Origin of the sequence: Streptomyces sp. NPDC046925 (assembly GCF_040644915.1) — a bacterium.
Lineage (GTDB): Bacteria > Actinomycetota > Actinomycetes > Streptomycetales > Streptomycetaceae > Streptomyces.
In genome coordinates this window covers 126,126-147,545 of the sequence record NZ_JBEYWZ010000006.1, presented here as the reverse complement: position 1 = coordinate 147,545, position 21,420 = coordinate 126,126, and the positions used below count along the sequence as shown (strand labels likewise).

The 21,420-nt window shown below is 69.9% G+C and carries 23 protein-coding genes; 12 read left to right on the top strand and 11 right to left on the bottom strand.

Annotation, left to right across the window (positions count from 1 at the left end; genetic code table 11):
• Positions 1–237: 237 nt before the first annotated feature.
• The 4 genes from ABZ906_RS25075 to ABZ906_RS25060 all read left to right on the top strand — a co-directional run bounded on the left by ABZ906_RS25075 (position 238) and on the right by ABZ906_RS25060 (position 2,911).
• Positions 238–741, top strand: coding sequence for a DUF5949 family protein (locus ABZ906_RS25075; RefSeq protein WP_361386132.1), 504 nt, complete (start codon positions 238–240; stop codon positions 739–741).
• Positions 742–875: 134 nt separating this feature from the next.
• Entirely contained in the window at positions 876–1,526 is a 651-nt protein-coding gene (locus ABZ906_RS25070; RefSeq protein WP_361386128.1) for a vitamin K epoxide reductase family protein, read from the top strand.
• Positions 1,527–1,580: 54 nt separating this feature from the next.
• Entirely contained in the window at positions 1,581–2,000 is a 420-nt protein-coding gene (locus tag ABZ906_RS25065; protein WP_361386125.1) for a tyrosinase cofactor, read from the top strand.
• 38 nt (positions 2,001–2,038) lie between these two features.
• Positions 2,039–2,911, top strand: a complete 873-nt coding sequence (locus ABZ906_RS25060) for a tyrosinase family protein (RefSeq protein ID WP_361386122.1) — start codon at positions 2,039–2,041, stop codon at positions 2,909–2,911.
• 68 nt (positions 2,912–2,979) lie between these two features.
• Here the strand turns inward: ABZ906_RS25060 and ABZ906_RS25055 are convergent, their stop codons facing one another.
• Complete coding sequence (locus ABZ906_RS25055) at positions 2,980–3,279, bottom strand: chaplin (RefSeq protein WP_361181853.1); 300 nt, start codon at positions 3,277–3,279, stop codon at positions 2,980–2,982.
• A gap of 159 nt (positions 3,280–3,438) precedes the next feature.
• Between ABZ906_RS25055 and ABZ906_RS25050 the strand changes: the two genes are divergently transcribed.
• Together ABZ906_RS25050 and fusA are read left to right on the top strand one after the other, a co-directional pair.
• The gene (locus ABZ906_RS25050; RefSeq protein WP_361181854.1) at positions 3,439–3,708 is read left to right on the top strand and encodes a hypothetical protein; all 270 of its coding nucleotides are present in this window, start codon (positions 3,439–3,441) and stop codon (positions 3,706–3,708) included.
• A 392-nt stretch (positions 3,709–4,100) separates the two neighbouring features.
• Complete coding sequence (gene fusA, locus ABZ906_RS25045; protein ID WP_361386119.1) at positions 4,101–6,215, top strand: elongation factor G; 2,115 nt, start codon at positions 4,101–4,103, stop codon at positions 6,213–6,215.
• A 36-nt stretch (positions 6,216–6,251) separates the two neighbouring features.
• On the opposite strand, the gene ABZ906_RS25040 is transcribed toward fusA, so the two are convergent.
• Complete coding sequence (locus ABZ906_RS25040) at positions 6,252–6,908, bottom strand: response regulator transcription factor (protein WP_361386116.1); 657 nt, start codon at positions 6,906–6,908, stop codon at positions 6,252–6,254.
• Positions 6,905–8,182 (bottom strand): histidine kinase, encoded by a 1,278-nt coding sequence (locus ABZ906_RS25035; RefSeq protein ID WP_361386113.1) that lies wholly within the window; start codon positions 8,180–8,182, stop codon positions 6,905–6,907. The genes ABZ906_RS25040 and ABZ906_RS25035 overlap by 4 nt, the downstream gene beginning before the upstream one ends.
• A gap of 201 nt (positions 8,183–8,383) precedes the next feature.
• Here ABZ906_RS25035 and ABZ906_RS25030 point away from each other — a divergent pair, with 201 nt between their 5' ends.
• Together ABZ906_RS25030 and ABZ906_RS25025 are read left to right on the top strand one after the other, a co-directional pair.
• Positions 8,384–9,484 (top strand): ABC transporter ATP-binding protein, encoded by a 1,101-nt coding sequence (locus ABZ906_RS25030; RefSeq protein ID WP_361386110.1) that lies wholly within the window; start codon positions 8,384–8,386, stop codon positions 9,482–9,484.
• Positions 9,481–10,527, top strand: coding sequence for a transmembrane transport protein (locus ABZ906_RS25025; protein ID WP_361386107.1), 1,047 nt, complete (start codon positions 9,481–9,483; stop codon positions 10,525–10,527). Before ABZ906_RS25030 ends, ABZ906_RS25025 begins: the two co-directional genes overlap by 4 nt.
• Before the next feature lie 63 nt (positions 10,528–10,590).
• Here the strand turns inward: ABZ906_RS25025 and ABZ906_RS25020 are convergent, their stop codons facing one another.
• The 4 genes from ABZ906_RS25020 to ABZ906_RS25005 all read right to left on the bottom strand — a co-directional run bounded on the left by ABZ906_RS25020 (position 10,591) and on the right by ABZ906_RS25005 (position 14,249).
• The gene (locus tag ABZ906_RS25020) at positions 10,591–11,274 is read right to left on the bottom strand and encodes a response regulator transcription factor (protein WP_361386773.1); all 684 of its coding nucleotides are present in this window, start codon (positions 11,272–11,274) and stop codon (positions 10,591–10,593) included.
• Between the two features lie 26 nt (positions 11,275–11,300).
• A complete protein-coding gene (locus ABZ906_RS25015; RefSeq protein ID WP_361386770.1) occupies positions 11,301–12,437 on the bottom strand; it encodes a histidine kinase in 1,137 nt (378 codons plus the stop codon).
• Positions 12,438–12,472: 35 nt separating this feature from the next.
• Positions 12,473–13,306 (bottom strand): CPBP family intramembrane glutamic endopeptidase, encoded by an 834-nt coding sequence (locus ABZ906_RS25010; RefSeq protein ID WP_361386767.1) that lies wholly within the window; start codon positions 13,304–13,306, stop codon positions 12,473–12,475.
• 172 nt (positions 13,307–13,478) lie between these two features.
• Positions 13,479–14,249: an alpha/beta hydrolase gene (locus ABZ906_RS25005; RefSeq protein ID WP_361386104.1), complete on the bottom strand. Its 771-nt coding sequence runs from the start codon at positions 14,247–14,249 to the stop codon at positions 13,479–13,481.
• A gap of 490 nt (positions 14,250–14,739) precedes the next feature.
• On the opposite strand from ABZ906_RS25005, the gene ABZ906_RS25000 reads away from it, so the two are divergent.
• Positions 14,740–15,015, top strand: coding sequence for a hypothetical protein (locus tag ABZ906_RS25000; RefSeq protein WP_093723595.1), 276 nt, complete (start codon positions 14,740–14,742; stop codon positions 15,013–15,015).
• On the top strand, positions 15,012–15,419 hold the full coding sequence (locus ABZ906_RS24995) for a PIN domain-containing protein (protein ID WP_361386100.1): 408 nt from the start codon (positions 15,012–15,014) through the stop codon (positions 15,417–15,419). Before ABZ906_RS25000 ends, ABZ906_RS24995 begins: the two co-directional genes overlap by 4 nt.
• A gap of 109 nt (positions 15,420–15,528) precedes the next feature.
• On the opposite strand, the gene ABZ906_RS24990 is transcribed toward ABZ906_RS24995, so the two are convergent.
• Positions 15,529–15,813: a hypothetical protein gene (locus ABZ906_RS24990; protein ID WP_361386097.1), complete on the bottom strand. Its 285-nt coding sequence runs from the start codon at positions 15,811–15,813 to the stop codon at positions 15,529–15,531.
• A 207-nt stretch (positions 15,814–16,020) separates the two neighbouring features.
• Positions 16,021–17,109 (bottom strand): redox-regulated ATPase YchF, encoded by a 1,089-nt coding sequence (ychF, locus tag ABZ906_RS24985; RefSeq protein ID WP_361181864.1) that lies wholly within the window; start codon positions 17,107–17,109, stop codon positions 16,021–16,023.
• A 197-nt stretch (positions 17,110–17,306) separates the two neighbouring features.
• Here ychF and ABZ906_RS24980 point away from each other — a divergent pair, with 197 nt between their 5' ends.
• Positions 17,307–17,990 (top strand): DUF6542 domain-containing protein, encoded by a 684-nt coding sequence (locus ABZ906_RS24980; RefSeq protein WP_361386094.1) that lies wholly within the window; start codon positions 17,307–17,309, stop codon positions 17,988–17,990.
• A 63-nt stretch (positions 17,991–18,053) separates the two neighbouring features.
• Here the strand turns inward: ABZ906_RS24980 and ppgK are convergent, their stop codons facing one another.
• Together ppgK and ABZ906_RS24970 are read right to left on the bottom strand one after the other, a co-directional pair.
• The gene (gene ppgK / locus ABZ906_RS24975) at positions 18,054–18,809 is read right to left on the bottom strand and encodes a polyphosphate--glucose phosphotransferase (protein WP_361386091.1); all 756 of its coding nucleotides are present in this window, start codon (positions 18,807–18,809) and stop codon (positions 18,054–18,056) included.
• 36 nt (positions 18,810–18,845) lie between these two features.
• Positions 18,846–19,838 carry a 4-hydroxy-3-methylbut-2-enyl diphosphate reductase gene (locus ABZ906_RS24970; RefSeq protein ID WP_361386088.1) on the bottom strand — a complete coding sequence of 331 codons (993 nt, stop codon included), beginning with the start codon at positions 19,836–19,838 and terminating at the stop codon, positions 18,846–18,848.
• A 76-nt stretch (positions 19,839–19,914) separates the two neighbouring features.
• Here ABZ906_RS24970 and ABZ906_RS24965 point away from each other — a divergent pair, with 76 nt between their 5' ends.
• Positions 19,915–21,309 carry an APC family permease gene (locus ABZ906_RS24965; protein WP_361386085.1) on the top strand — a complete coding sequence of 465 codons (1,395 nt, stop codon included), beginning with the start codon at positions 19,915–19,917 and terminating at the stop codon, positions 21,307–21,309.
• The last annotated feature ends 111 nt before the right edge of the window (positions 21,310–21,420 follow it).

Below are 21,420 nucleotides of genomic sequence, written 5' to 3'. Positions count from 1 at the left end.
GGCAGCGAGGGCCGGTTCGGCGGAATGCGTCCGCGGAACCGGCCCTCGGTCTTTTCCGGCCGGAGCCTCGAACTCTTCCGGCCGGAGTCCCAAATGCCGGTGCGCCCGCGCCAGTTCGACTCGGGCGTCCCGTAATTCGACCGGCGCGTGCCCCGATCGTGTGATCGCGCGCCCGAACTCACCCAGTCAAGTGACAGACCGGCTCGTGACACCGGAACGCATCGATACGGTTTCGGGATGACCTCGACATCGAGCGAAAACCGCACTTTCCGAGCCGCCGATCTGGGCACCCTCACCGTGGTCGCCTGGAGTGGTGAAAACCCCGAAGACGAACAGGACATGCCTTTCCTGCTCGCCTATTCGCTGGGCGACGGCGAAGGCGGTCCGGAGGCAGCGACCGAAGCCATCGAGCTCCTGCTGCGCAACACAGGACTCCCCATCGGCGGCCCCGTCGTGGAGGGTTCCCGCACCCCGTCTCTGCCCGTCACCCTCCTCGTCGAGGCGGGCCAGGCCGTACTGAACATGCCCTACCTCAACGCCAAGTGCGTCCCGCCGCCGGAGTGGCTCGCCGCGGTGGCCGAGCGGGGCCACGCCTATTTCATGTTCACCACGCGCCCCTGGCCCGAGGCCAAGCCCGGGGTTCCCCTCGACGAGGAGGCCCTCGCGGCCTTCGTGGGCGCCGAGGAGACCATGACCAACGCCGCGCACTGCACGCTCACCGCGAAGAGCCTGCGGGGCTGAACAGCCGCCGACAGGGCCTGCGGACGACGGGGCATGCGACCGGCCGTCCGCAGGTCCTGCCGTGCCGGGAGACGCACGACTATCGCAAAAGGGTGCCGGGCCCACCGCCCGCGCACCCGGTGAGGACCGCAGCGATGCGCACCAAGACACCCCTGCCCGAAGCCCGCAAGCCCGAGTCCCCTTCGGAGCGCGTGAACCCGCCGTCCGGCGCCACGGGCGGGAGCCGTGCGTTCGCGCTGCTTCTGGTGATCACGGGGGCGGCGGGGCTGCTGGCGGCGTGGGTGATCACGCTGGACAAGTTCAAGCTGCTCGAGGACCCGGACTTCACGCCGGGGTGCAGCCTCAACCCGGTCGTGTCCTGCGGCAACATCATGAAGAGCGAGCAGGCCTCCGTCTTCGGCTTCCCGAACCCGATGCTGGGCATCGCCGCCTACGCCGTCGTCATGTGCATCGGGATGAGCCTCCTGGGCCGGGCCCGCTTCCCGCGCTGGTACTGGCTCACGCTGAACGCCGGCACGCTGTTCGGGGTGGGGTTCTGCACCTGGCTGCAGTACCAGTCGCTGTACGAGATCAACTCGCTGTGCCTGTGGTGCTGCCTGGCCTGGGTCGCCACGATCGTCATGTTCTGGTACGTGACCTCGTTCAACGTCCGCAACGGCTTGTTGCCCGCGCCGTCCTGGCTGCGCACGTTCTTCTCCGAGTTCACCTGGGTGCTCCCGGTCCTGCACGTCGGCATCATCGGGATGCTCATCCTCACGCGCTGGTGGGACTTCTGGACCAGCTGACGGCGCCGGGCAAGGCCGGTCGACGACTCGTATCGAACTCCCGGGGAGGCAGCGGTGGGCAACGCGACGGCGGACGAAAGGCCGGGCGAGGGGCGGTTCACGCGCCGGGTCACGATGCGCGGGCTCATCGCGTTCGGTGCCGCGGCGGTGACGGCGCCCGCGGCCCTTCTCTGGTCGACCCGGCAGGCGGCCGGTGACCGTACGACGACCGACGACCTCGGCGAAGGCGCGTTCGACGAGGTGTACGAGGGACGGCACATCCGCGGGTCCAGAGCGTCCGCGGGCCATCAACACGACGGCCCTGCCTGGGAGATCACCGTCGACGGCCGTCCGCTCCACCTCATGCGGCGCGCCGACGGCGGCTATCTGAGCATGATCGACCACTACCAGTCGTATCCGACGCCCCTCATCGCCACCCGCAGAGCAGTGGACGAACTCGGCCGCGGTCAGCGGCTGCGCCGCGACAACGCCTGACCACTGCCCCGCACATCGCACCGGAGGAGCGACCCGAAGTGGTCCACACGCGCAAGAACCAGGCCCGGCTCACCCGCACGGAGAAGCGCCGCTTCGTCAACGCACTGCTCGAACTCAAGCGCAAGGGCGAGTACGACGAGTTCGTCCGCACGCACATCGAGCACTACGTCTCCGACGGGGAGGCCGGTCTGCGGGTGGCCCACATGACGCCCTCCTTCCTGCCCTGGCACCGCAGGTTCCTCCTGGAGTTCGAGCGGGCCCTGCAACGGGTGGACTCCTCGGTGTCCGTCCCGTACTGGGACTGGACGGCGGACAGGAAGCCGGGCGCCTCGCTCTGGGGCAGCGGCCTCATGGGCGGCAACGGGCGGCGCTCGGACCGGAAGGTCATGACCGGTCCGTTCGCCCGCGGGAACGGGCACTGGACCATCAAGGAAGGGGCGAGCGGCGGTGACTTCCTGATGCGCGACTTCGGCCGCCCCGCCAACCCGATCGAGCTGCCCACCAAGGCGGAACTCGCCCGGGCCATGCGCGACCCCGTCTACGACACACCGCCCTGGGACTCCACCTCCGCCAAGGGCTACCGCAACAAGCTGGAGGGATGGACGTCCGGCACCGGCAACGACAGGTGGCGCAACCACAACCGCGTCCACCGCTGGGTCGGCGGGCACATGCTCGGCGGCGCGTCGGTCAACGACCCCGTCTTCTGGCTGAACCACGCCTTCGTCGACCTGCTGTGGGACCGCTGGCAGGAACGGCATCCCCGCTCAGCGCCCTATCTGCCCGACGCGCGGCCGGACGCGGACAACGCGCCGCTGCACGGTCGCGTCGCCGCCCTCCACGAGCCGATGCCGCCGTGGGGCGTGACACCGGCCGAGCTGATCAGCCATCGCGGCATCTACCGGTACGGGTGACGGCCCGCCGCCGCGCACGGAAAAGCCCCCGGCGGTCACGGACCGCCGGGGGCTTTCGCAGGTGGGACTCAGCCGCCGTAGCCGGCCGGGCTACCGGGGTTGCCGTGGTGGCCGCCGTGGTGGTTGCCGTCGCTGTTGACGCAGGTGTTGCCGAACGCCGGGTTCAGCAGCCCGATGACGTCCACAGTGTTGCCGCACAGGTTGACCGGGACGTGGACCGGGACCTGGACGAGGTTGCCGGAAAGGACGCCGGGCGAGCCGACGGCCGCACCCTCGGCGCCCGCGTCCGCCATGGCCATTCCGGTGCCACTGAGCACCACGGCGCCGGTGCCGAGGGCAACAGCGGCTGCCTTCGCGATGCGAGACATCACGTTCTCCTTTGAATTGACGACTACCGCCGCACGTACGCGGCCGTACTGTCCCTTCAACGGCGCCACGGTCGCCAGGTAACGGCACTGATCGGTACATCATTGGTGAAATCGTCTGGAAGACCGTGTCCCGTGCTGTTCCGAACCGTTGCGCAGCACATGATCTCAACACGACGCATGGCCGCCGCCTTCGCTCTCGCCGTCGGTGCCACCGCCCTGGCCGCCCCCGCCGCGAGCGCCGCCATCTCCCCCACCGACATGGTCGACTCGCTCGCGATGAGCGGGATCCCCGAGGAGCAGCAGGACGAACTGCCGACCGTGACCAGCCAGCTCAACGGGCTGAACGAGCTCCAGGAGCTGAACCAGCTGCACCAGCTGACCGACATGGCCGCACCGGTCATGGGGCTGCTGCCCGCGATCCAGCCGTAGCCGCACACGCGCCGGACGCGTACGCGTCCGCGGACACGTACGCGCCGCGGACACATACGCGCGAAGAGACAGGGCCGGACCCCCGGGGGTCCGGCCCTGCTTTTATTCCGATGACCGCGCCCGGTACGGCTCACTAGACTCGCCCCGCAGTCTTCGATCAGTCAGCCGAAACGAGGGGAGCCGGGCCATGCGTCACCGCACAGCAGTCCGTGCTCCCCGGTCGCGGTTCGACGTGATCCTGGTGTCTTCGCGCGTGCGGTGGCGGCTGCGCGGCCGTCACTGATCCTCCGCGGCAAACGCCGGACCGTACGCACTCACTCGCCGGTCCCTTCTCGAGCCACGCCCGGACATCGCGCTGCCCCGCCCCGCATCACACCGAAAGGCCCCGGGCCGTGCGCACCAACACCCGACACCTGTCCGCCCGTTCGTCCGTCTTCTCCGCCGAAGTCCGCAATCTCGGCATCCTCGCCCACGTCGACGCGGGGAAGACCACGGTCACCGAACGGATCCTGTTCCTGACCGGCGCCACCCACAAGAGAGGTGAGGTCCATGACGGCACGACCGTCACCGACTTCGACACGCAGGAACGCGACCGCGGGATCACCATCTTCGCCGCTGCCGTCAGCTGCACCTGGGACGGCCACCGGATCAACCTGATCGACACGCCCGGTCACGTCGACTTCGCCGACGAGGTCGAGCGCTCGCTGCGGGTGCTCGACGGCGCGGTGGCGGTGTTCGACGCCGTCGCCGGGGTCGAACCGCAGAGCGAGTCGGTGTGGCGGCAGGCCGACCGGTACGGCGTGCCGCGGATCGCGTTCGTCAACAAGCTGGACCGTGCGGGCGCCGATCTCGACACGGCGGTCGCGTCGATACGGGAGCGCCTGCACACGGTTCCGCTGGTGGTGCAGCTGCCGATCGGGCAGGAGGACGAGTTCACCGGCGTCGTGGACCTGCTGGGCATGCGTGCCCTGGTCTGGAACGCGGTCAGTGGCACGCACTTGGGTGGCACGCACTCGGATGACGCGTACTCGGGTGACGCGTACGAAGTGGTCCCGATACCCGGGGCCCTGCGCGAGGAGGCGCTGCGGCGGCGGCACACGCTGGAGGAGACGGTGGCCGAGCTGCATGCCGCGGCCATGGAGGAGTACTGCGCCACGTCGGCGCTCTCCACCCCGGCCCTGGTCTCGGCGCTGCGCGACCTCACGCTCGGCGGCGAGGGCACGGTGGTCCTGTGCGGGTCCGCCTACCGCAACCGGGGCATCGAGCCGCTCCTTGAGGCCGTCGTGTCCTATCTGCCGTCACCGGTGGACGTCCCCGCGGTGCGCGGAACCGCGGGCGACACCGTGCAGGAGCGCCCGGCCGACCCGGCGGCGCCGTTCGCCGGGCTCGCCTTCAAGGTGAACGCGACGGCGACGGGACGCCTCACGTATCTGCGCGTGTATTCGGGAACGATCACGAAGGGAGACACGGTGATGGACGCCGGTACGGGCCGCACCGAACGGATCGGCCGGATCCTGCGCGTGCAGGCCGACCGCCACGCGGAACTCGACCGGGCGGCCGCCGGGGACATCGTGGCCGTGGTGGGCCTGAAGACGGCCCGCGCGGGCACGACGCTGTGCTCCCCCGCGGCACCCCTGGTGCTCGAACCGCCCGCGGTGGCGGCATCGGTGGTCTCGGTGGCGGTGGAGGCCCACAGGACCGTGGACACCGGCCGGCTGTCGTCGGCCCTTGCACGCCTGGTCGAGGAGGACCCTTCGCTGGCGGTACGGGTTGACCGCGAGACGGGTCAGACGGTCCTGTCCGGCATGGGCGAACTGCATCTGGAGGTCGCCGTGGAGAAGGTCCGCCGTGCCCACGGCATCGAGATCGACGTGGGCCGACCGCAGGTGTCGTACCGCGAGACGGTCGTCCGGGGAGTGTCGGGTCTGGTCTACCGGCACGTGAAGCAGGACGGCGGCGCGGGGCAGTTCGCGCATGTGGTCGTCGACGTCGAGCCACTGGAGGAAAACACGTTCGCTTTCACCTCCACGGTCACCGGGGGCCGCGTTCCGCAGGAGTACGTCCGCGCGGTGGAGGCCGGTTGCCGCGACGCGCTCGCCGAGGGTCCGCTCGGTGGCCATCCGGTGACGGGTCTGCGGGTGACGCTGACCGATGGGTCCACGCACCCCAAGGACTCCTCGGAGATGGCGTTCCGTACGGCGGGCAGGTTCGCGCTGCGCACGGCACTGCGCGAATCCGTCATGCAACTCCTGGAGCCGGTCGTCGAGTTGACGGCGACGGTGCCGGACGACGCGGTCGGCGGCGTGCTCGGCGACCTGGCGGCACGCCGCGGCCGGGTCACGGACTCGACCACGCGTGCCGGGACGGCGGTGATCACGGCGACGGTGCCGCTGGCGGAGCTCTTCGGCTACGCGTCCCGCCTGCGCAGCCGTACGCAGGGCCGGGGCACGTTCACGACGCGGCCGACGGGTTACGCGGCGGTTCCGGCCGGGGTCGCGGCCAGGTAGCAGGTAGGGGTAGGCGCCGCTCTCCCGAGCGGGGGCCTACCCCCGCCCGTCGACCAGGCCGGACTCCCAGGCCCAGGCGGCGATCTCCACGCGGTTGCGGGCGGACAGCTTGCTCTGCACATTGGCGAGGTGCGTCTTCACCGTGCCCACGGAGATGACCAGTTCGCCCGCGATCTCGGCGTTGGTCAGCCCTCTGGCCACCAGGCGCACCAGGCCCTTCTCCCGTTCGGAGAGCGCGGTGTGCGGCTCCTTGGGCGCGGGCACGGCGCTGTTGAGGCGCCGCAGCAGCCGAACGGTGATGGCCGGGCTCACCAGCGCCTCTCCGGAGGCGGCGGCCCTGATGGCCTCGACGAGCAGGGCGGGTCCGGAGTCCTTGATCAGGAAGCCGGACGCGCCCTCGCTCAGGGCGCGCTGGACGTACTCGTCGTCGTCGAAGGTCGTGACCACGACGACCTTCGGCGGATTCACGGTGCCGGGCCGCGTCAGTCTGCGCAGCGCCTCCAACCCGTCCATGCGGGGCATACGGATGTCCATGAGGACCACGTCGGGCCGGTGCCGCTCGGCGAGTTCCACGGCGTGCAGCCCGTCCGCGGCCTCCCCGACGACGTCGATGTCATCCTCCGCTTCGAGGATCATCGTGAACCCGGCACGGACCATGGCCTGGTCGTCGGCGATCAGTACGCGGATGCTCATGACACCGCCTCCGCCAGGCTCGCGGACGGGGGCGCGGTCGCGGACGGGGGCGCGGGGAGCGTCGCCTCGACGCCCCAGCCGCCGGACGTCACCGGGCCGGCCTGGACGCTTCCGCCGATCAGGCCCACCCGCTCGGCCAGACCCTTGAGGCCGAAGCCGCCCGCGGAGACATGGCGCGGCGGCCGTCCGTCGTCGCTGACCCGTACGGTGAGGCGGTCTCGCGAGCGCTCCACGCGCACCCGCACCTCGGTGCATCCGTGGGCGTGCTTGCGTACGTTGGTGAGGGCCTCCATCACCACGCGGTGCGCGGTGGTGGTCACCTCCACCGGCAGGTCGTCGAGGGTTCCTTCCAGATCGAGCCTGGCCCTGGCGCCGCCGACTGCGGAGAACTCCCCGACGAGCGAACGTACTTCCTCGATGCCCGACAGCGGCGTCAGCGCCACTTCTCCGTCGCCGTCGCGCAGCATCCCCACCATGTGCCGCATGGAGGTCAGCGCTTCCGAGCCCGCCTGTTCGATGCGCTCAAGCGCGGGCGGCACCAGTTCGGGCTTCCGGCCCGCGATCGCCCGGGCTCCCTGCGCCTGTACGACGATGCCGGTCACGTGGTGGGCGACGAAGTCGTGCAGGTCCCTGGCGAACTCCGTCCGCTGCTCGAGGCGGAGGGCCGCCGCCTGCCGACGCCGGTCCGCAAGGAGCAGGCGCATTCCGAGGCCGATGCCGAGCGCGGTGACGGCTGCCAGGGCCCAGAGCAGCGCCATGATGAAGGTCGACTGCCGCAGCGCGGTCGACACCGGCCGGACCACGATCGCCATGCCCAGCAGGGGGACGGCGAACGCCGCCCACGACGGCTTGCCCCGCCGGGCCACCACCAGCAGGAGCCACGTCAGCGCCGCCGGCTCGGCGAATCCCATCGCCAGGCCGCTCGCCCGCATCTCCAGATGCATCCAGAACGACACACACAGGGACACGCCTACGAGTACGCAGGCGGCCACCGGCAGCGCCCGGCTGTCGAGGCGGGGTGAAACGGCGACGACTCCGACGGCCAGCAGAGCGCCGATCAGCTTTCCGGGGCCGTACGACTCGATGTAGTAGAGACCGCCCACCGAGTCGAGCACGACGAGACCGACCAGGCCCCCGAACAGCAGCAGCCACAGCGATGCGGGCAGCCGCCGCGAGAGTCCCTTGCCTTCCGTGGCTGTTGCTGTGGCTGTGTTCGTGCCTGTGTCTGTGGCTGCATCCGTGGCTGTGGCCGCTGTCTTCGCCGCCTCCAGCATCTGTCTCACCATCCCTGTCGCGGACCGGCCGAAAGTCGGAGCCGGCCGCGCATGATCTGTCTTTCGCCCGATCCGCCGCACGTCGCGGCAGAGGAGAGTCGTATCCGCCGGGCGGCGCTCGCCCTCATCGCACGACTCATCCTTCACCGCACGAGGAGCATGTCATGGTGCCCTGCTCCTCCCCACGCACAGGAGCCACAGATGCACGACGCTGAGACGCACCACGGCGGCGGTCCGGGGTTCGGGCCGCCTCCCGAAGGGTTCGGGGCACCCGCCGGAGGTTTTGGGCCGCCCCCCGGTGGGTTCGGGCCTCCCGTCGGCGAGGCGGCGATCGAGGCGTACGGGGTCGGGAAGCAGTACCGGCGCGGCTGGGCGTTGCGGGACGTTTCCTTCCGGCTGCCGCGAGGGCGGGTGTGCGGCCTCGTGGGCCCCAACGGCGCGGGCAAGAGCACGCTGATGGGCCTGGCCACCAACATGATCCGGCCGTCGACCGGCGAGCTGCGCGTGTTCGGCGCGGAGCCGGGGTCGACGGAGGCGGTCCTGCGTACCGCGTTCCTGACGCAGGAGAAGCCGCTGTTCAAGCGCTTCACCGTGGCCGAGACCCTGCGCCTTGGCCGCGAGCTCAATCCCCACTGGGACCAGGCGGTCGCCGAGGGCATCGTCGACGCGGGCAATGTGCCGATGCAGGCGAAGATCGGGACCCTGTCCGGCGGTCAGCGCACCCGCGTCGCCTTCGCCCTGGCCTTCGGGAAGCGCCCTGACCTGCTCATCCTCGACGAGCCGATGTCCGATCTCGACCCGCTGGTCCGCCGTGAGCTGATGGCCGTACTGAAGGCGGAGGCCGCGCAGCACGGCACGACGGTCCTGGTGTCCTCGCACATGCTCGCCGAGCTTGAGCACATCTGCGACTACCTCGTCGTCATCGCGAACGGCACCCTGCGGCTTGCGGGCGAGGTGAACGAACTGCGCAACGCACACGCTCTGTTCGCCGCCCCGTTCACCGATCCGGGCGGGGGCTTGATTTCGGGCGGCGGCTCGTCTTCGGGCAACGCCACGCACCCCGCCCTCGCACCGCACACGGTCGTCGAGACCCACGGCCCCGGCGACGGCAGGCCCGGCGTCCTGGTGCGGCTGAGCGGACCGATCCAGTACGGCGGGCAGGCCGAGCCCCCCACGCTGGAAGAGCTGCTGCTCGCCTATCTGCGTTCACCCGACGCGCCCCCGCTGATCGCCCCCGGCGCCCGGGTCGGCGACATCCACGACATCATCGCCCGCGACCGGCAGAAGGCTGTGACCGCATGAGCACCCTCACCCACGACCCGGCGGCCCGCACGACGTCCGCCGGAAACCCGCAGAACGGACGGGGCTCCCGGCAGGCGGGCCCTCGGCTCAGCGGTCTGGCCTGGCTCGTCTGGCGCCAGCACCGCGCGGCGTTCTGGACCATCATCGCCGGCACCGTCCTGGGCGTGATCGGCATGATCGTTCTGCGCGGGCAGATGACGGACTACCTGAGCATCCTGGAACCGACCCAGAAGAAGCCCGGCAGCATGCCGCCCGACTTCGAGAAGTACGGCGACCTGATGACCGACATCGGGGGCTATCTGAGCTACTTCCCCATCCTGGCGGGCGTCCTCCTCGGCGCCCCGTTCCTCGCGGGCGACCTGGAGACCGGCACCGCCAAGCTGGTGACCTCGCAGTCCGTCAGCCGGCTGCGCTGGCTCACCATGAAGCTCGCCATGCCCGCCGCACTGGTCGCCCTGTCCACCGGCGTGCTCGGGGCCGTCTTCCACTGGTGGTGGAGCCCGGTCAAGGGGCTTGTCACGCAGGCGGAATGGAGCAGCGGCTCGATCTTCGACGTCACGGGGCTGATGCCGGTGGCCTACGCCCTGCTCACGTTCACCCTGGGTGTGGCGGTCGGCCTGCTCCTGCGCCGCACGCTGGTGTCGATGGTGGTCACGCTCGGCATCGTCGTGGCGATCGGGTTCGTCTGGGGCGAGCTCCGGTCGAGCCTGGGACACGTCATGACGGTGAGCACGGACCAAGGCGTCGGCCCCGGCGCCAGGCTGCCGGAGCTGCCTGACCTGGCCATCCAGCAGGGGCAGGGCACCTACTTCCTCACCGGCTCCGGAGACCGCCTGGACTGGACGACCTGCCTCGACAAGATCGACGACGACAAGGCGCACACCGCCTGCCTGGAGTCCAAGAACGTCGTCGGCCGGAGCATGGACTACCTCCCCTTCGAGCAGATGGCCACGATGCAGTGGCTCGGAGCGGGCATCATGCTCGCCGTCACCGCCGCCGTCGTCGCCTTCATCGTCGTCTGGGGCCGCAAGCGCCTCCTGTGACCGGGTCAGGTCAGGCCTGTCATGTCGTATCAGGTCAGGCCAAGCCTTTCATGTCATATCAGGTCAGGTCACCAGGCCCTGGCGGTACGCGTAGACGACCGCCTGCACGCGATCGCGCAGCCCCAGCTTGGCGAGGATGCGGGAGACGAACGTCTTGACGGTCTCCTGGCTCAGCAGGAGGGCCGCGGCGATCTCGCTGTTGGAGAGGCCGTCCGCGATGAGACGCAGGACCTCCAGCTCGCGGGGGGTCAGCGGGTTGTCGCGCGGGGTGTCGTCGGCGGGCCGGATCCGGGCGGCGTAGCGGCCCACGAGCTGCCGCGTCACCTCGGGGTCGAGGAGAGCAGCGCCGGTGGCCACAGTCCGTATCCCGAGCAGGAGTTGGGCCGGGGGCGCGTCCTTGAGCAGGAACCCGCTGGCCCCCGCGCGCAGCGCCTCGTACACGTACTCGTCGAGGTTGAACGTGGTGACGACCAAGACCTTCACGGGGTGCCGCACCCCGGCACCGGCGAGTCTGCGTGTGGCCTCGATGCCGTCGAGGACCGGCATGCGTACGTCCATCACCACGACGTCCGGACGCAGCCGTTCGACGAGGTCGACCGCGGCCTGTCCGTCCCCGCACTCGCCCGCGACCTCCAGGTCGGGCTGGGCGTCGATGATGGTCACGAGGCCGGTACGGATCAGTACTTGGTCGTCGCAGACCAGCACCCGGATGGGCTCGGGCGGGACGACGGGCTCGGGCCGGACGATGTGCCCGGGTCGCACGACAGGCTCGGTCACGACGCGCTCCCGGCCGGTATCCGGGCCCGTACGAGAAAGCCGCCGCCCTTCTGCGGGTCCGCGCTGAAGTCGCCGCCCAGGACGTCGACCCGTTCGCGGAGTCCGGCAAGGCCGCGCCCGCTGCCGCCGGGGGACGCGGCCGACGAGCCGGAGCCGTCCGTGCCGACCTCCACGGTGATCTCCCTTCCGCCGTGGCGCACCTGGACCGAAGTGCGGCTGCCGTGGGCGTACTTGAGTGCGTTGGTGAGTGCTTCCTGCACGATCCGGTAGGCGACGAGGTCGGCGCTGCCGGTCGATTCGGCCGGTGTGCCTTCCTCGGTGAACTCCACCGGCTGCCCTGCCCGGCGGGTCTGCTCGACGAGGGTGCGCAGTTCCCCGGCGGCGGGGGTCCTGGCCTCGGTGCCATGGCCTGCTCGCTGATTGCCGTGGTCGGGGTTGAGGAGGTCGAGCAGGTGCCGCAGGTCGGTGATGGCCAGGCGGCCGGTGTCGGTGACGGCGGTCAGGGCCTGGTCGAGACGGTCGGGCGCGGCGGTCAGATAGCGCGCCGCCTCGGCCTGCACGACCATCGCCGTCACGTGATGGGTGACCACGTCGTGGAGCTCGCGGGCGATACGGGAACGCTCGGCGGCGAGGGTCTCCTCGGCGACGCGGCGGCGGCGTTCGGCCTCCGCGACGCGGTTGTTGCGCAGCCACACGCCGATGCCCCACGCGAGGGCGAGCGCCAGATAGAACGTCACGAACTCGATGAGCGGATCGCCCGTGCCCTGCCGGTACAGCGCGATCGACACCAGTACGAACGCGCCCGAGAAGGCGAGCACGGTGGCGCGCCGGTGGTTTTCGAGCCGGGAGCCGACGGTCAGGAGCGCGATGGGCAGCGCGCTGCCCGCGAACGAGTGGTAGCCGCGGAGCTGGTCGGCGGCGAAGCCGACGGACACCAGGGCGAGGCAGATCACCGGCCACCGCCTGCATACAAGGAGCGGCAGGGATTCGAGAAGGATCGCGGCGACGGCCAGGGCGTCGAAGGTGCGGTCAGGCACGCTGCCGAGCACCGTCCCCTGGCTGTGCAGCGCCGGTACGAACGACGCCACCAGGAACAGCAGGCCGAGCGCGGGGTACCAGACCGCGGGCCCGATCCGGCGCCACTGCTCCGGAACCCACCGAGGAGTGATCACCGGGAGAGTGTAAGAGCGGCGTCCGCGCGGTCGGCACGTCGGCGGGGCACCAAGTGGCCGCGGCGGCGGGCCAGCCACAGGAACGCGAGGGTCACAAGGACGCCGAACAGCACCGAGTACACGCTTCCTTCGGGGCCGAACTCGCCGCCGGTGATGAGCTTCGGCCCCGATGTCGTCGAGTCGAGGAGCCCTTCCGAGGTGCCGTTGCCCGAGACCTCGGTACTGAAGATGCCCGCGGCGGCGAAGTTCCAGCCGAAGTGCAGGCCCATGGGCACCCACAGGTTGCGGGTGGCGATGTACGCGGCGGTCAGCATGCCGCCGGCCTCGACGGCGATGGCGGCGGCGCCGAGCACGCTGGCATGGGGGTTGAGCAGATGGGAAGCGCCGAAGAGAACGCCGGTCAGCACCAGGGCTATCCCCGTACCGGTCCACTCCTCGACAATCCTGAACAGGACCCCGCGGTACATCACTTCCTCGGTCACGGCGGCGGCGGCCATGAACCCTATGAACCCCACCGCGCCGCTCGCCGAGCCGATGCCGTCGACGTCGTAGTACCCGGAGGCGAACAGGTTCGTCATGACGGCCGCTAACAGCGCGACGCCGATCAGCGTCCCCCGCCCGAAGGCGGGCCCTGCCCCCTCCCACGCCATCTCCGTGACGGGCCGGCGCTCGGTCCGCCCCACGACCCACCGGTAGACGAACACCGAAAGGGCCGCAGTCGCCAGCCCGACGACAAGCGTGAGCCACGGCTTCCCGTCGACTGCCGCGATGCCCTGCCCGCCGACGAACGCGACAGCTATGACGGCCAACAGTTGCCAGACCAACCTCAGCCTCAGCCTCATGAACAGCCCCATCAACACTCCTACGCCGGATCCGCGGACGGTGCGCCGCGACTGCGTCGAACCTATGAATCCGGCGACGGGAATACGTCACCACCGGGGGGACACTTGCGTGTAGCTCGCACGGGGGACAGACGTCATGGGCCGCCGGAATTCCCGCTGTTCAGTGGTGGCGGGCGGCCTGCGCGGTGACGCGCGTGATGGCCTTGACGGCGATGTCGGGGCGGTCGACATGCACGTAGTGGCCGCTGCCGGCGGCGGTGCTGATGCTGCTGCGGTGGGAGAGCGCGAGCCACTGACGCTGGCCGTCGGCCCACATCCGCTCCAGGGCGGGCCCGTAGCCGGGGACTTCGGAGTACTGGGACTCGTGCTTGATGATCTGCACGGGAATGCTCCCGACGGAGCGAACCGCGGCATCGGCGATGACGAATCTCTCCGGGTTCTGCCCCTCGTTCACCGCGATGGTCTGATCCCGCAGGTCGGCCGCCATGCCGGTGGCAGAGGCGGGGATGGCCTTGTTGATCCCGGCGGTGAGGGCCGGAATCGTGGCGTCCATCAGCACGAGCCCCTTGACCCGGTCCCGGTGGTCGGGGGCGTACCGGGCGGCGATCAGCCCGCCCATGGAGTGCCCGGCAAGGACGACGGGCCGCTTCCCGACGACCCGGTCGAGCACCCCGCTCAGAATCCGACCACTGTCATCGATGCTCTGCAGCCCCTGCGGCTTGTCGCTCTCCCCCTCACCAAGCCGGTCGTAGGAACAGACCCGCCCCTTCTTGCCGAGGCTCTTCTGCAACGGCCGCATGGTCTCAAGCCCGTCCCCGCCACCGGCCATCAGCATGACGACGGGCTCGCGCCCCACCGCTCGCCCGGAACAGGAGACGTTGACGGAATACCCGCCGACGCGAATCGTCTGTCCCCCGGAAAACTCCTGCACCCCAGCGGACTCCTGCCCCCCGGAGGACTTCTGCGCCCCGGCGGCAACACCCCCGTACCCGAGGACCCCCGCCCCGGCGACGGCACAGAAGGCGGCGGCCACAACGGTTGCCTTGAACGAGCGATTCACGGGGACCCCCAAGAGAGGAAGGGTAGATGCCGAAGCCCGGCGACGACACCCCGAACGCTACGAATCCCCCACCCCCGAATCATCACCCCACGGAGCCCACTCCCCTGTGGCTCCCCAGAGGGACAAGACACAACAATGGGGCCGCCCCCGAAAGGGAGCGACCCCATCTGACCTGCGCTTACGTCAGACGTTGCAGCGGGATTCCACCACAACCACTCTGACCTGCGGTTATGCAGCCACATCCCAGCACGGGAGCCGCGACAAAGTACAAGAAGATCCAATGGCGCCGAGACTGCGTCGCCGGATGCGGGCCGCACAGCATTCCAGCCGATGTAATAGTTTCTGTACTAGACTGGTCCCCATGAAGTCACCCCGCCCCGGAGGCACGGAGAACATCTCCGTCTCGATGCCCTCGGAACTCCTCGGTGCTCTGCGCACGCGCACCGGCAAGCGTGGCGTGTCCGCGTACGTGACTGCGGCGGTCCGGCACCAGCTGGCGATGGACGGCCTCGCCGAGATCGTGGCCGCCTACGAAGCCGAGCACGAACCGTTGAGCGAAGCCGAGGTCCAGGCTGCACAGCGCGAGTTGTTCGGTGACGCACCGGCGCCGTACGCCTCTGGCGACAGCGCCGCATGAAGGAACCCGCGGCCAGGTCCCTGGTTCTGGACTCCCAGGCACTGTCGCTGCTCCTGCGCAACGATCGCCAGATGGTCACCCGGATCGAGGCGTCCCGGCGCGTGGGTGTGCCCGTCCTCGTATCGGCCCTGACGGTGGTGGAGGCCGTCTACGGGAAGACGGACACCGCCCGGCTGCGTTGGGTGCTCTCCCGCCTTCAGGTCCAGGACGTCACCCAGGCGGACAGCCTCACCGCCGTGCAGTTGCTGAGCGACGCCGGTGATCTGCACGGCCACAAGTACGCGATTGATGCCCTCGTTGCCGCAATGGCGCTCCGCTCCCCGGCACCCGTACTGGTGCTGACCTCGGACCGCGACGACTGGTCGAAACTGTGCGGCGGCCGCGTACAGATCAAGGACGTCTGAGCTTTCTGTTCGCGCCTCTTAGGCAAAGGCAGGTCGCGCCGTCGGCCTCACAGCTCATCGCCAACTACGCACCGATGCTCGCTGTCGAGGACCAGTGTCCCCTCGCGACTCAGCCGGCGGCGGGCCACTCTGCCTCCTCGGCGAGCACCTCGTCGAAGACCTGCCCCGCCCGCTGACGAGCCGGCTCGGAGACCGGCCCCTTGCGGCTCTCGTAATCCGCCAGGTATTCGTCCAGGACCTGCCCACGCAGCTCACGCTCGACCGCCTCGGCGATGAACGCGGAGAACTCCCGCTTCCCCACCCGCGCCCGGATCGCCTCCGCGGTCCCCTCAGGAAGCGACAGGCTCACCCGCGTCGCCGGGCCTTCGCCGATGCTGTACGTCGTCTCAGCCATGACCCGATCGTGTCGAACGAGTAGGAAAAGCGCCACGGCCTGGAGCTGCGCGGGGCCCAGACGCAACGCCCGATTCCCAGCACAGGCGCCCCACATCATCCCAGCACAACCCCAGCACGGGAAAAGACCAAGGGCCCGACCCCAAAGAGCCGGACCCTCTCTGACCTGCATGTTCGCCAGATCAGCGACGTGGTGTCACGTCAGCCGCTAGACGTTGAAGCGGAACTCCACCACATCCCCGTCCTGCATCACATACTCCTTGCCCTCCATGCGCGCCTTGCCCTTGGCGCGGGCCTCCGCGACCGAACCCGTCTCCACCAGGTCCTCGAAGGAGATGACCTCCGCCTTGATGAAGCCCTTCTGGAAGTCCGTGTGGATGACTCCCGCTGCCTCGGGGGCCGTGGCGCCCTGGGGGATCGTCCAGGCGCGGGATTCCTTCGGGCCGGCCGTGAGGTACGTCTGGAGGCCGAGGGTGCGGAAGCCCACGTGGGCCAGGGTGGCGAGGCCGGGTTCTTCCTGGCCTACCGACTGGAGCAGCTCCAGGGCCTCTTCCTCGTCCAGTTCCGCGAGGTCCGACTCCAGCTTGGCGTTGAGGAAGATCGCCTCCGCGGGGGCGACCAGCGCGCTCTGGGCCGCCTTGAAGTCGTCGTCCGTCAGCTCGTCCTCGTCCACGTTGAAGACGTAGAGGAAGGGCTTCGTCGTGAGGAGGTGCAGGTCGTGGAGGAGCTCCTCCTTGCCCGAGCCCTGGACGATGCCCGCCGAGAAGAGCGTGTCGCCCTTCTCCAGGATCGCCTGGGCCTCCTCGACCGCCTTCACCTTCGGGGCGATGTCCTTCTTGATGCGCGATTCCTTCTGGAGGCGCGGCAGGACCTTCTCGATCGTCTGGAGGTCCGCGAGGATCAGCTCCGTGTTGATCGTCTCGATGTCGTCCTTGGGCGAGACCTTGCCGTCCACGTGCACGACGTTCTCGTCCTTGAAGGCACGGATGACCTGGCAGATCGCATCCGACTCACGGATGTTCGCGAGGAACTTGTTGCCCAGGCCCTCGCCCTCGCTCGCACCGCGCACGATGCCCGCGATGTCGACGAAGTCGACCGTCGCCGGGAGGACCTTCTGCGAGGAGAAGATTTCCGCCAGTTTCGTGAGGCGGGGGTCCGGGACTCCCACCACGCCGACATTCGGCTCGATCGTGGCGAACGGATAGTTGGCTGCAAGCACGTCGTTCTTGGTCAGGGCGTTGAACAGGGTCGACTTGCCGACATTGGGCAGACCGACGATTCCGATCGTGAGCGACACGTTGCGACTTCCCGTACGTGAGGGCTGTGGGTGGACGGCCCGGAGGGCCGGACTGACCTTGGGGCGATCCCCCAGTCTACGGCGTGCGGGCCACGCCCTCGTCGGCGTATCGCTCTCCTATCGAACGCATGGCCAAGGTCGGCCAAAGGGCGTGTCCCGTGCCGGATTATCGGTATGGCTCGACCTAGGTTGGTCCGGTGGAGCAACACAGGACGCGTCCCCCTCAGCCTCCGGCCCGGCCGCGACGCACCGCACCCCTGCCACCGCAGGGCAGGCCGGGCCCCCCGCAGGGCAGGCCCGCCGAATCGGCGGCCGTCTACCGCGCCGCTTCCCACCCCCGCCGCCCCGTCCCGCCCTTCATCCGCAAGCTGCGCGCGCTGCCGCTCTACCGCTCGCTGCGCGCCATGCCGAACCCCCGCCTGACGGGGCTCGGCAGCGGGCTCTTCTGCGCCGCCGTGATGTTCCTGCTCGCCTGTCTGCTGTGGCTGCTCTTCGGCGGTTCGATCGTCGCGTACGGGGTGCTCTTCCTGCCCGTGAGCGCGCTGACCGCACTGTGGGTGCGCCCGGCCGACCTGGTGACCGCGCCGGTCGCCGTGCCGATCGCGTTCGCCGTCGGCCTGCTGCCCATCTCGGACAGCAGCGAAGGCTTCGGCGGTCACGTCATGGGGCTCGTCACGTCCCTGGCGCTGCACGCGGGCTGGCTGTACGGCGGGACGCTGGTCGCCGGTCTCATCGTGACCGTGCGCCGGATCAAGCTCCTGACGCAGCGGCGGCGGGCTCGGGCCCTCGGGGCCGGGGCGGCGGCCGGGGCAGCTCCCGCCGGGCCGCGGGGGGCCAGGGGGCGGATTCCGACCGCCCAGCGGCGCACTCCTGCGGAGTAGCGGAGCCCCGTCGCATAGCGGTGCCCCGCGCCGATTAGCGGGGCCCTGCCGAGCAGCGGGGCCCTACGCCTTGCGTGCCGTCTCCGCCGCCGCCATCGCCGCGCCCACGATGCCCGCGTTGTTCTGGAGCTGCGCCGGGACCAGCTCGGCCCTGATGCCCTTGATCAGCGGCAGGAACTTGTGGGACTTGCGGCTCACGCCGCCGCCGATGATGAAGAGCTCGGGCGAGAACAGCATCTCCACGTGCGCCAGATACTTCTGGACGCGATGCGCCCAGTGCTCCCAGCTGAGGTCCTCGTCCTCCTTGGCCTTGGACGAGGCCCGCTTCTCCGCGTCGTGCCCGTGCAGCTCCAGGTGGCCCAGCTCGGTGTTCGCGACGAGGCGGCCGCCGGTGAACACGGCGCTTCCGATGCCGGTGCCGAGGGTGAGCAGGATGACCGTGCCCTTACGGCCGCGGCCCGCGCCGAAGTGCATCTCGGCCACGCCCGCCGCGTCCGCGTCGTTCAACACGGTGACCGGGGCGTCGCCGCCGAGCCGGTCCGCGATCAGGCCCTCGATGTTCGTGCCGATCCAGCTCTTGTCGACGTTGGCGGCCGTCCGCGCCGTACCGCCCGTGATCACGCCGGGGAACGTGGCGCCGACGGGACCCGTCCAGCCGAAGTGCTCGACGACCTCGCGCACCTTGTCGGCCACGCCATCGGGCGTGGCCGGCTGCGGGGTGAGCACCTTGTGCCGCTCTTTTGCCAGGTCACCACGGTCCAGGTCCACGGGAGCGCCCTTGATCCCCGAACCGCCGATGTCCACACCGAAGATCTGCATGAGACCCACCGTACGGCCAGCGCATGACCTCTGCAGTTACTTCTGTGACAGCTCCGCGGCCTCGGCACGCAGGTCGCGGCGGAGCTCCTTCGGCAGCGAGAAGGTGATCGACTCGTCGGCCGTCTTCACCGTCTCGACGTCTCCGTAACCCCGCTCGGCGAGCCATTCGATGACGCCGTCCACCAGGACGTCGGGAACGGACGCACCCGAGGTGAGGCCGACCGTGGTCACGCCTTCGAGCCACGCCTCGTCGATCTCCTCGGCGTTGTCGACGAGGTGCGATGCGGGCGCGCCCGCGTCGAGGGCGACCTCGACCATGCGGATCGAGTTCGAGGAGTTCTTGGAGCCGACGACGATGACGAGGTCGGCGTCCTCCGCCAGCTTCTTCACCGCGATCTGGCGGTTCTGCGTGGCGTAGCAGATGTCGTCGCTCGGCGGGGAGATCAGGCCGGGGAACTTGGTCTTGAGGGCGTCGACGGTCTCCATGGTCTCGTCGACCGAGAGCGTGGTCTGCGAGAGCCAGACGACCCTGTCCGGGTCCCGGACCTCCACGTTCGCGACGTCCTCGGGGCCGTCGACCAGCGTGATGTGGTCGGGCGCCTCACCGGACGTGCCGATGACCTCCTCGTGGCCCTCGTGGCCGATGAGGAGGATGTCGTAGTCGTCCTTGGCGTACCGGACGGCTTCCTTGTGGACCTTCGTGACCAGGGGGCACGTCGCGTCGATCGTCGCCAGTTTCCGCTCGGCGGCCTCCGCGTGGACCGTCGGCGCCACTCCGTGCGCGGAGAACATGACGATGGAGCCCTCGGGGACCTCGGCCGTCTGGTCGACGAAGATCGCGCCCTTCTTCTCCAGGGTCTGCACCACGTACTTGTTGTGAACGATCTCGTGGCGGACGTAGATCGGAGACCCGTACTGCTCAAGGGCCTTCTCGACGGCGATCACGGCACGGTCCACACCCGCGCAATAGCCGCGGGGGGCGGCGAGCAGGACTCGGCGGGCAGGAGTCGAAGCAGTCATACCCCCCATCGTAAGGCCGAGCCCAGCGCGTCAAAGATCGCCTTCTTGGGGAGACTGGAGACCTGCGTTCACTTACGGAGGCATGATGTCCGGTTACTCCGGCAACTCAGACACGACGGCCGGTGGCGCCCATCCCGGCACCGCTGCCGAAGGCGACGGCCTCCGGCGCAGTCTCAGCTTCCGTGACCTCGTCGTCTACGGACTGCTGTTCATCGCCCCGATGGCGCCCGTCGGCGTCTTCGGGACGCTCGACGCCAAATCGCACGGCGCGGTGGCGCTGGTCTACATCATCGCCACGATCGCGATGGCGTTCACCGCTTTCAGCTACGCCCAGATGGTGAAGGTGGCCCCCCGCGCGGGCTCCGTCTTCGCCTACGCGCGCGTGGGGCTCGGCAACGGCCCCGGGTTCATCGCCGGGTGGATGGCGATGCTCGACTATCTCCTCATCCCGGCCGTCGCCTATCTCTTCTCCGGCATCGCGATGGAGGCCCTGGTGCCTTCGGTGTCCCGGTGGGTGTGGACGGCGATCGCGGTCCTGGTGACGACCGCGCTGAATCTGTGGGGGGTACGGGCCGCCGCGCGGGTCGGGTTCCTGGTGCTCGCGATGGAGATCGTGGTCCTCCTCGTCTTCGTGGTGTCGGCGATCGTCGTCCTCGCCACGGACGGGGCGCAGCGGGACTGGCTCTCGCCGCTGAGCGGGGACGGCACGCAGGGCGCGTTCGCGCTGGGGGCCGTGGTGGGGGCGGTGTCGGTGGCGGTGCTCTCCTATCTGGGCTTCGACGCGATCGCCTCGTTCGCGGAGGAGGTGACGGGGGGATCGGCGAAGGTGGCGCGGGCGGTGCTGTGCTGTCTGGCGCTTGCCGGTGTGCTGTTCATCGCCCAGACGTATCTGGTCGCTCTGCTCGAACCGATGTCGTCGGCGCAGCTCGCCGCCGAGCCCGCCAAACAGGGGTCCGCCTTCTACGACGCGGTCGACTCGGCGGTCGGGGACTGGCTCCACGACCTGGTGGCCGTCAGCAAGGCGATCGGCGCGGCGTTCGCCGCGCTCGCCGGGCAGGCCGCGGCGGGGCGGCTGCTGTTCGCCATGGCGCGGGACCGGCGGCTGCCGGGGGCTCTGTCGCGGACGGATGCGGGTACGCCTCGGCTCGCCTTGCTCTGTGCGGCCGTCGTGACGCTGGTGGCGGCGGTGTGGGCGGCTCGGCGGGACGACGGGATGGATCACCTCGTTTCGGTGGTGAATGTGGGTGCCTTGACCGCGTTCGTGTTGCTCCACGCGAGCGTGGTGGGGTGGTTCGCCGTGCAGAAGCGGGGCGGGGCGGTCAGTTGGTGGCGGCACATCCTGGTCCCCTTGCTGGGGGCGGCGATCACTATTGCCGTGATCGTTGAGGCTGCGGGGTCCGCGCAGGTGGTGGGGTTGGTGTGGTTTGTTGTGGGGCTTGCTGTGCTGGTTGCCCAGCGGGCTCGTCGTGGGGAGTCCTAGACCGCCGCTTCGCGGCGGATCTCTCCCGCCCGCCCACTCGAAACTCCGGGTCCAGTCGTCGACGTAGGAACCGGGGGGGCAGGGCTGGGCGCGCTCGTCCCCTCGCCGGGA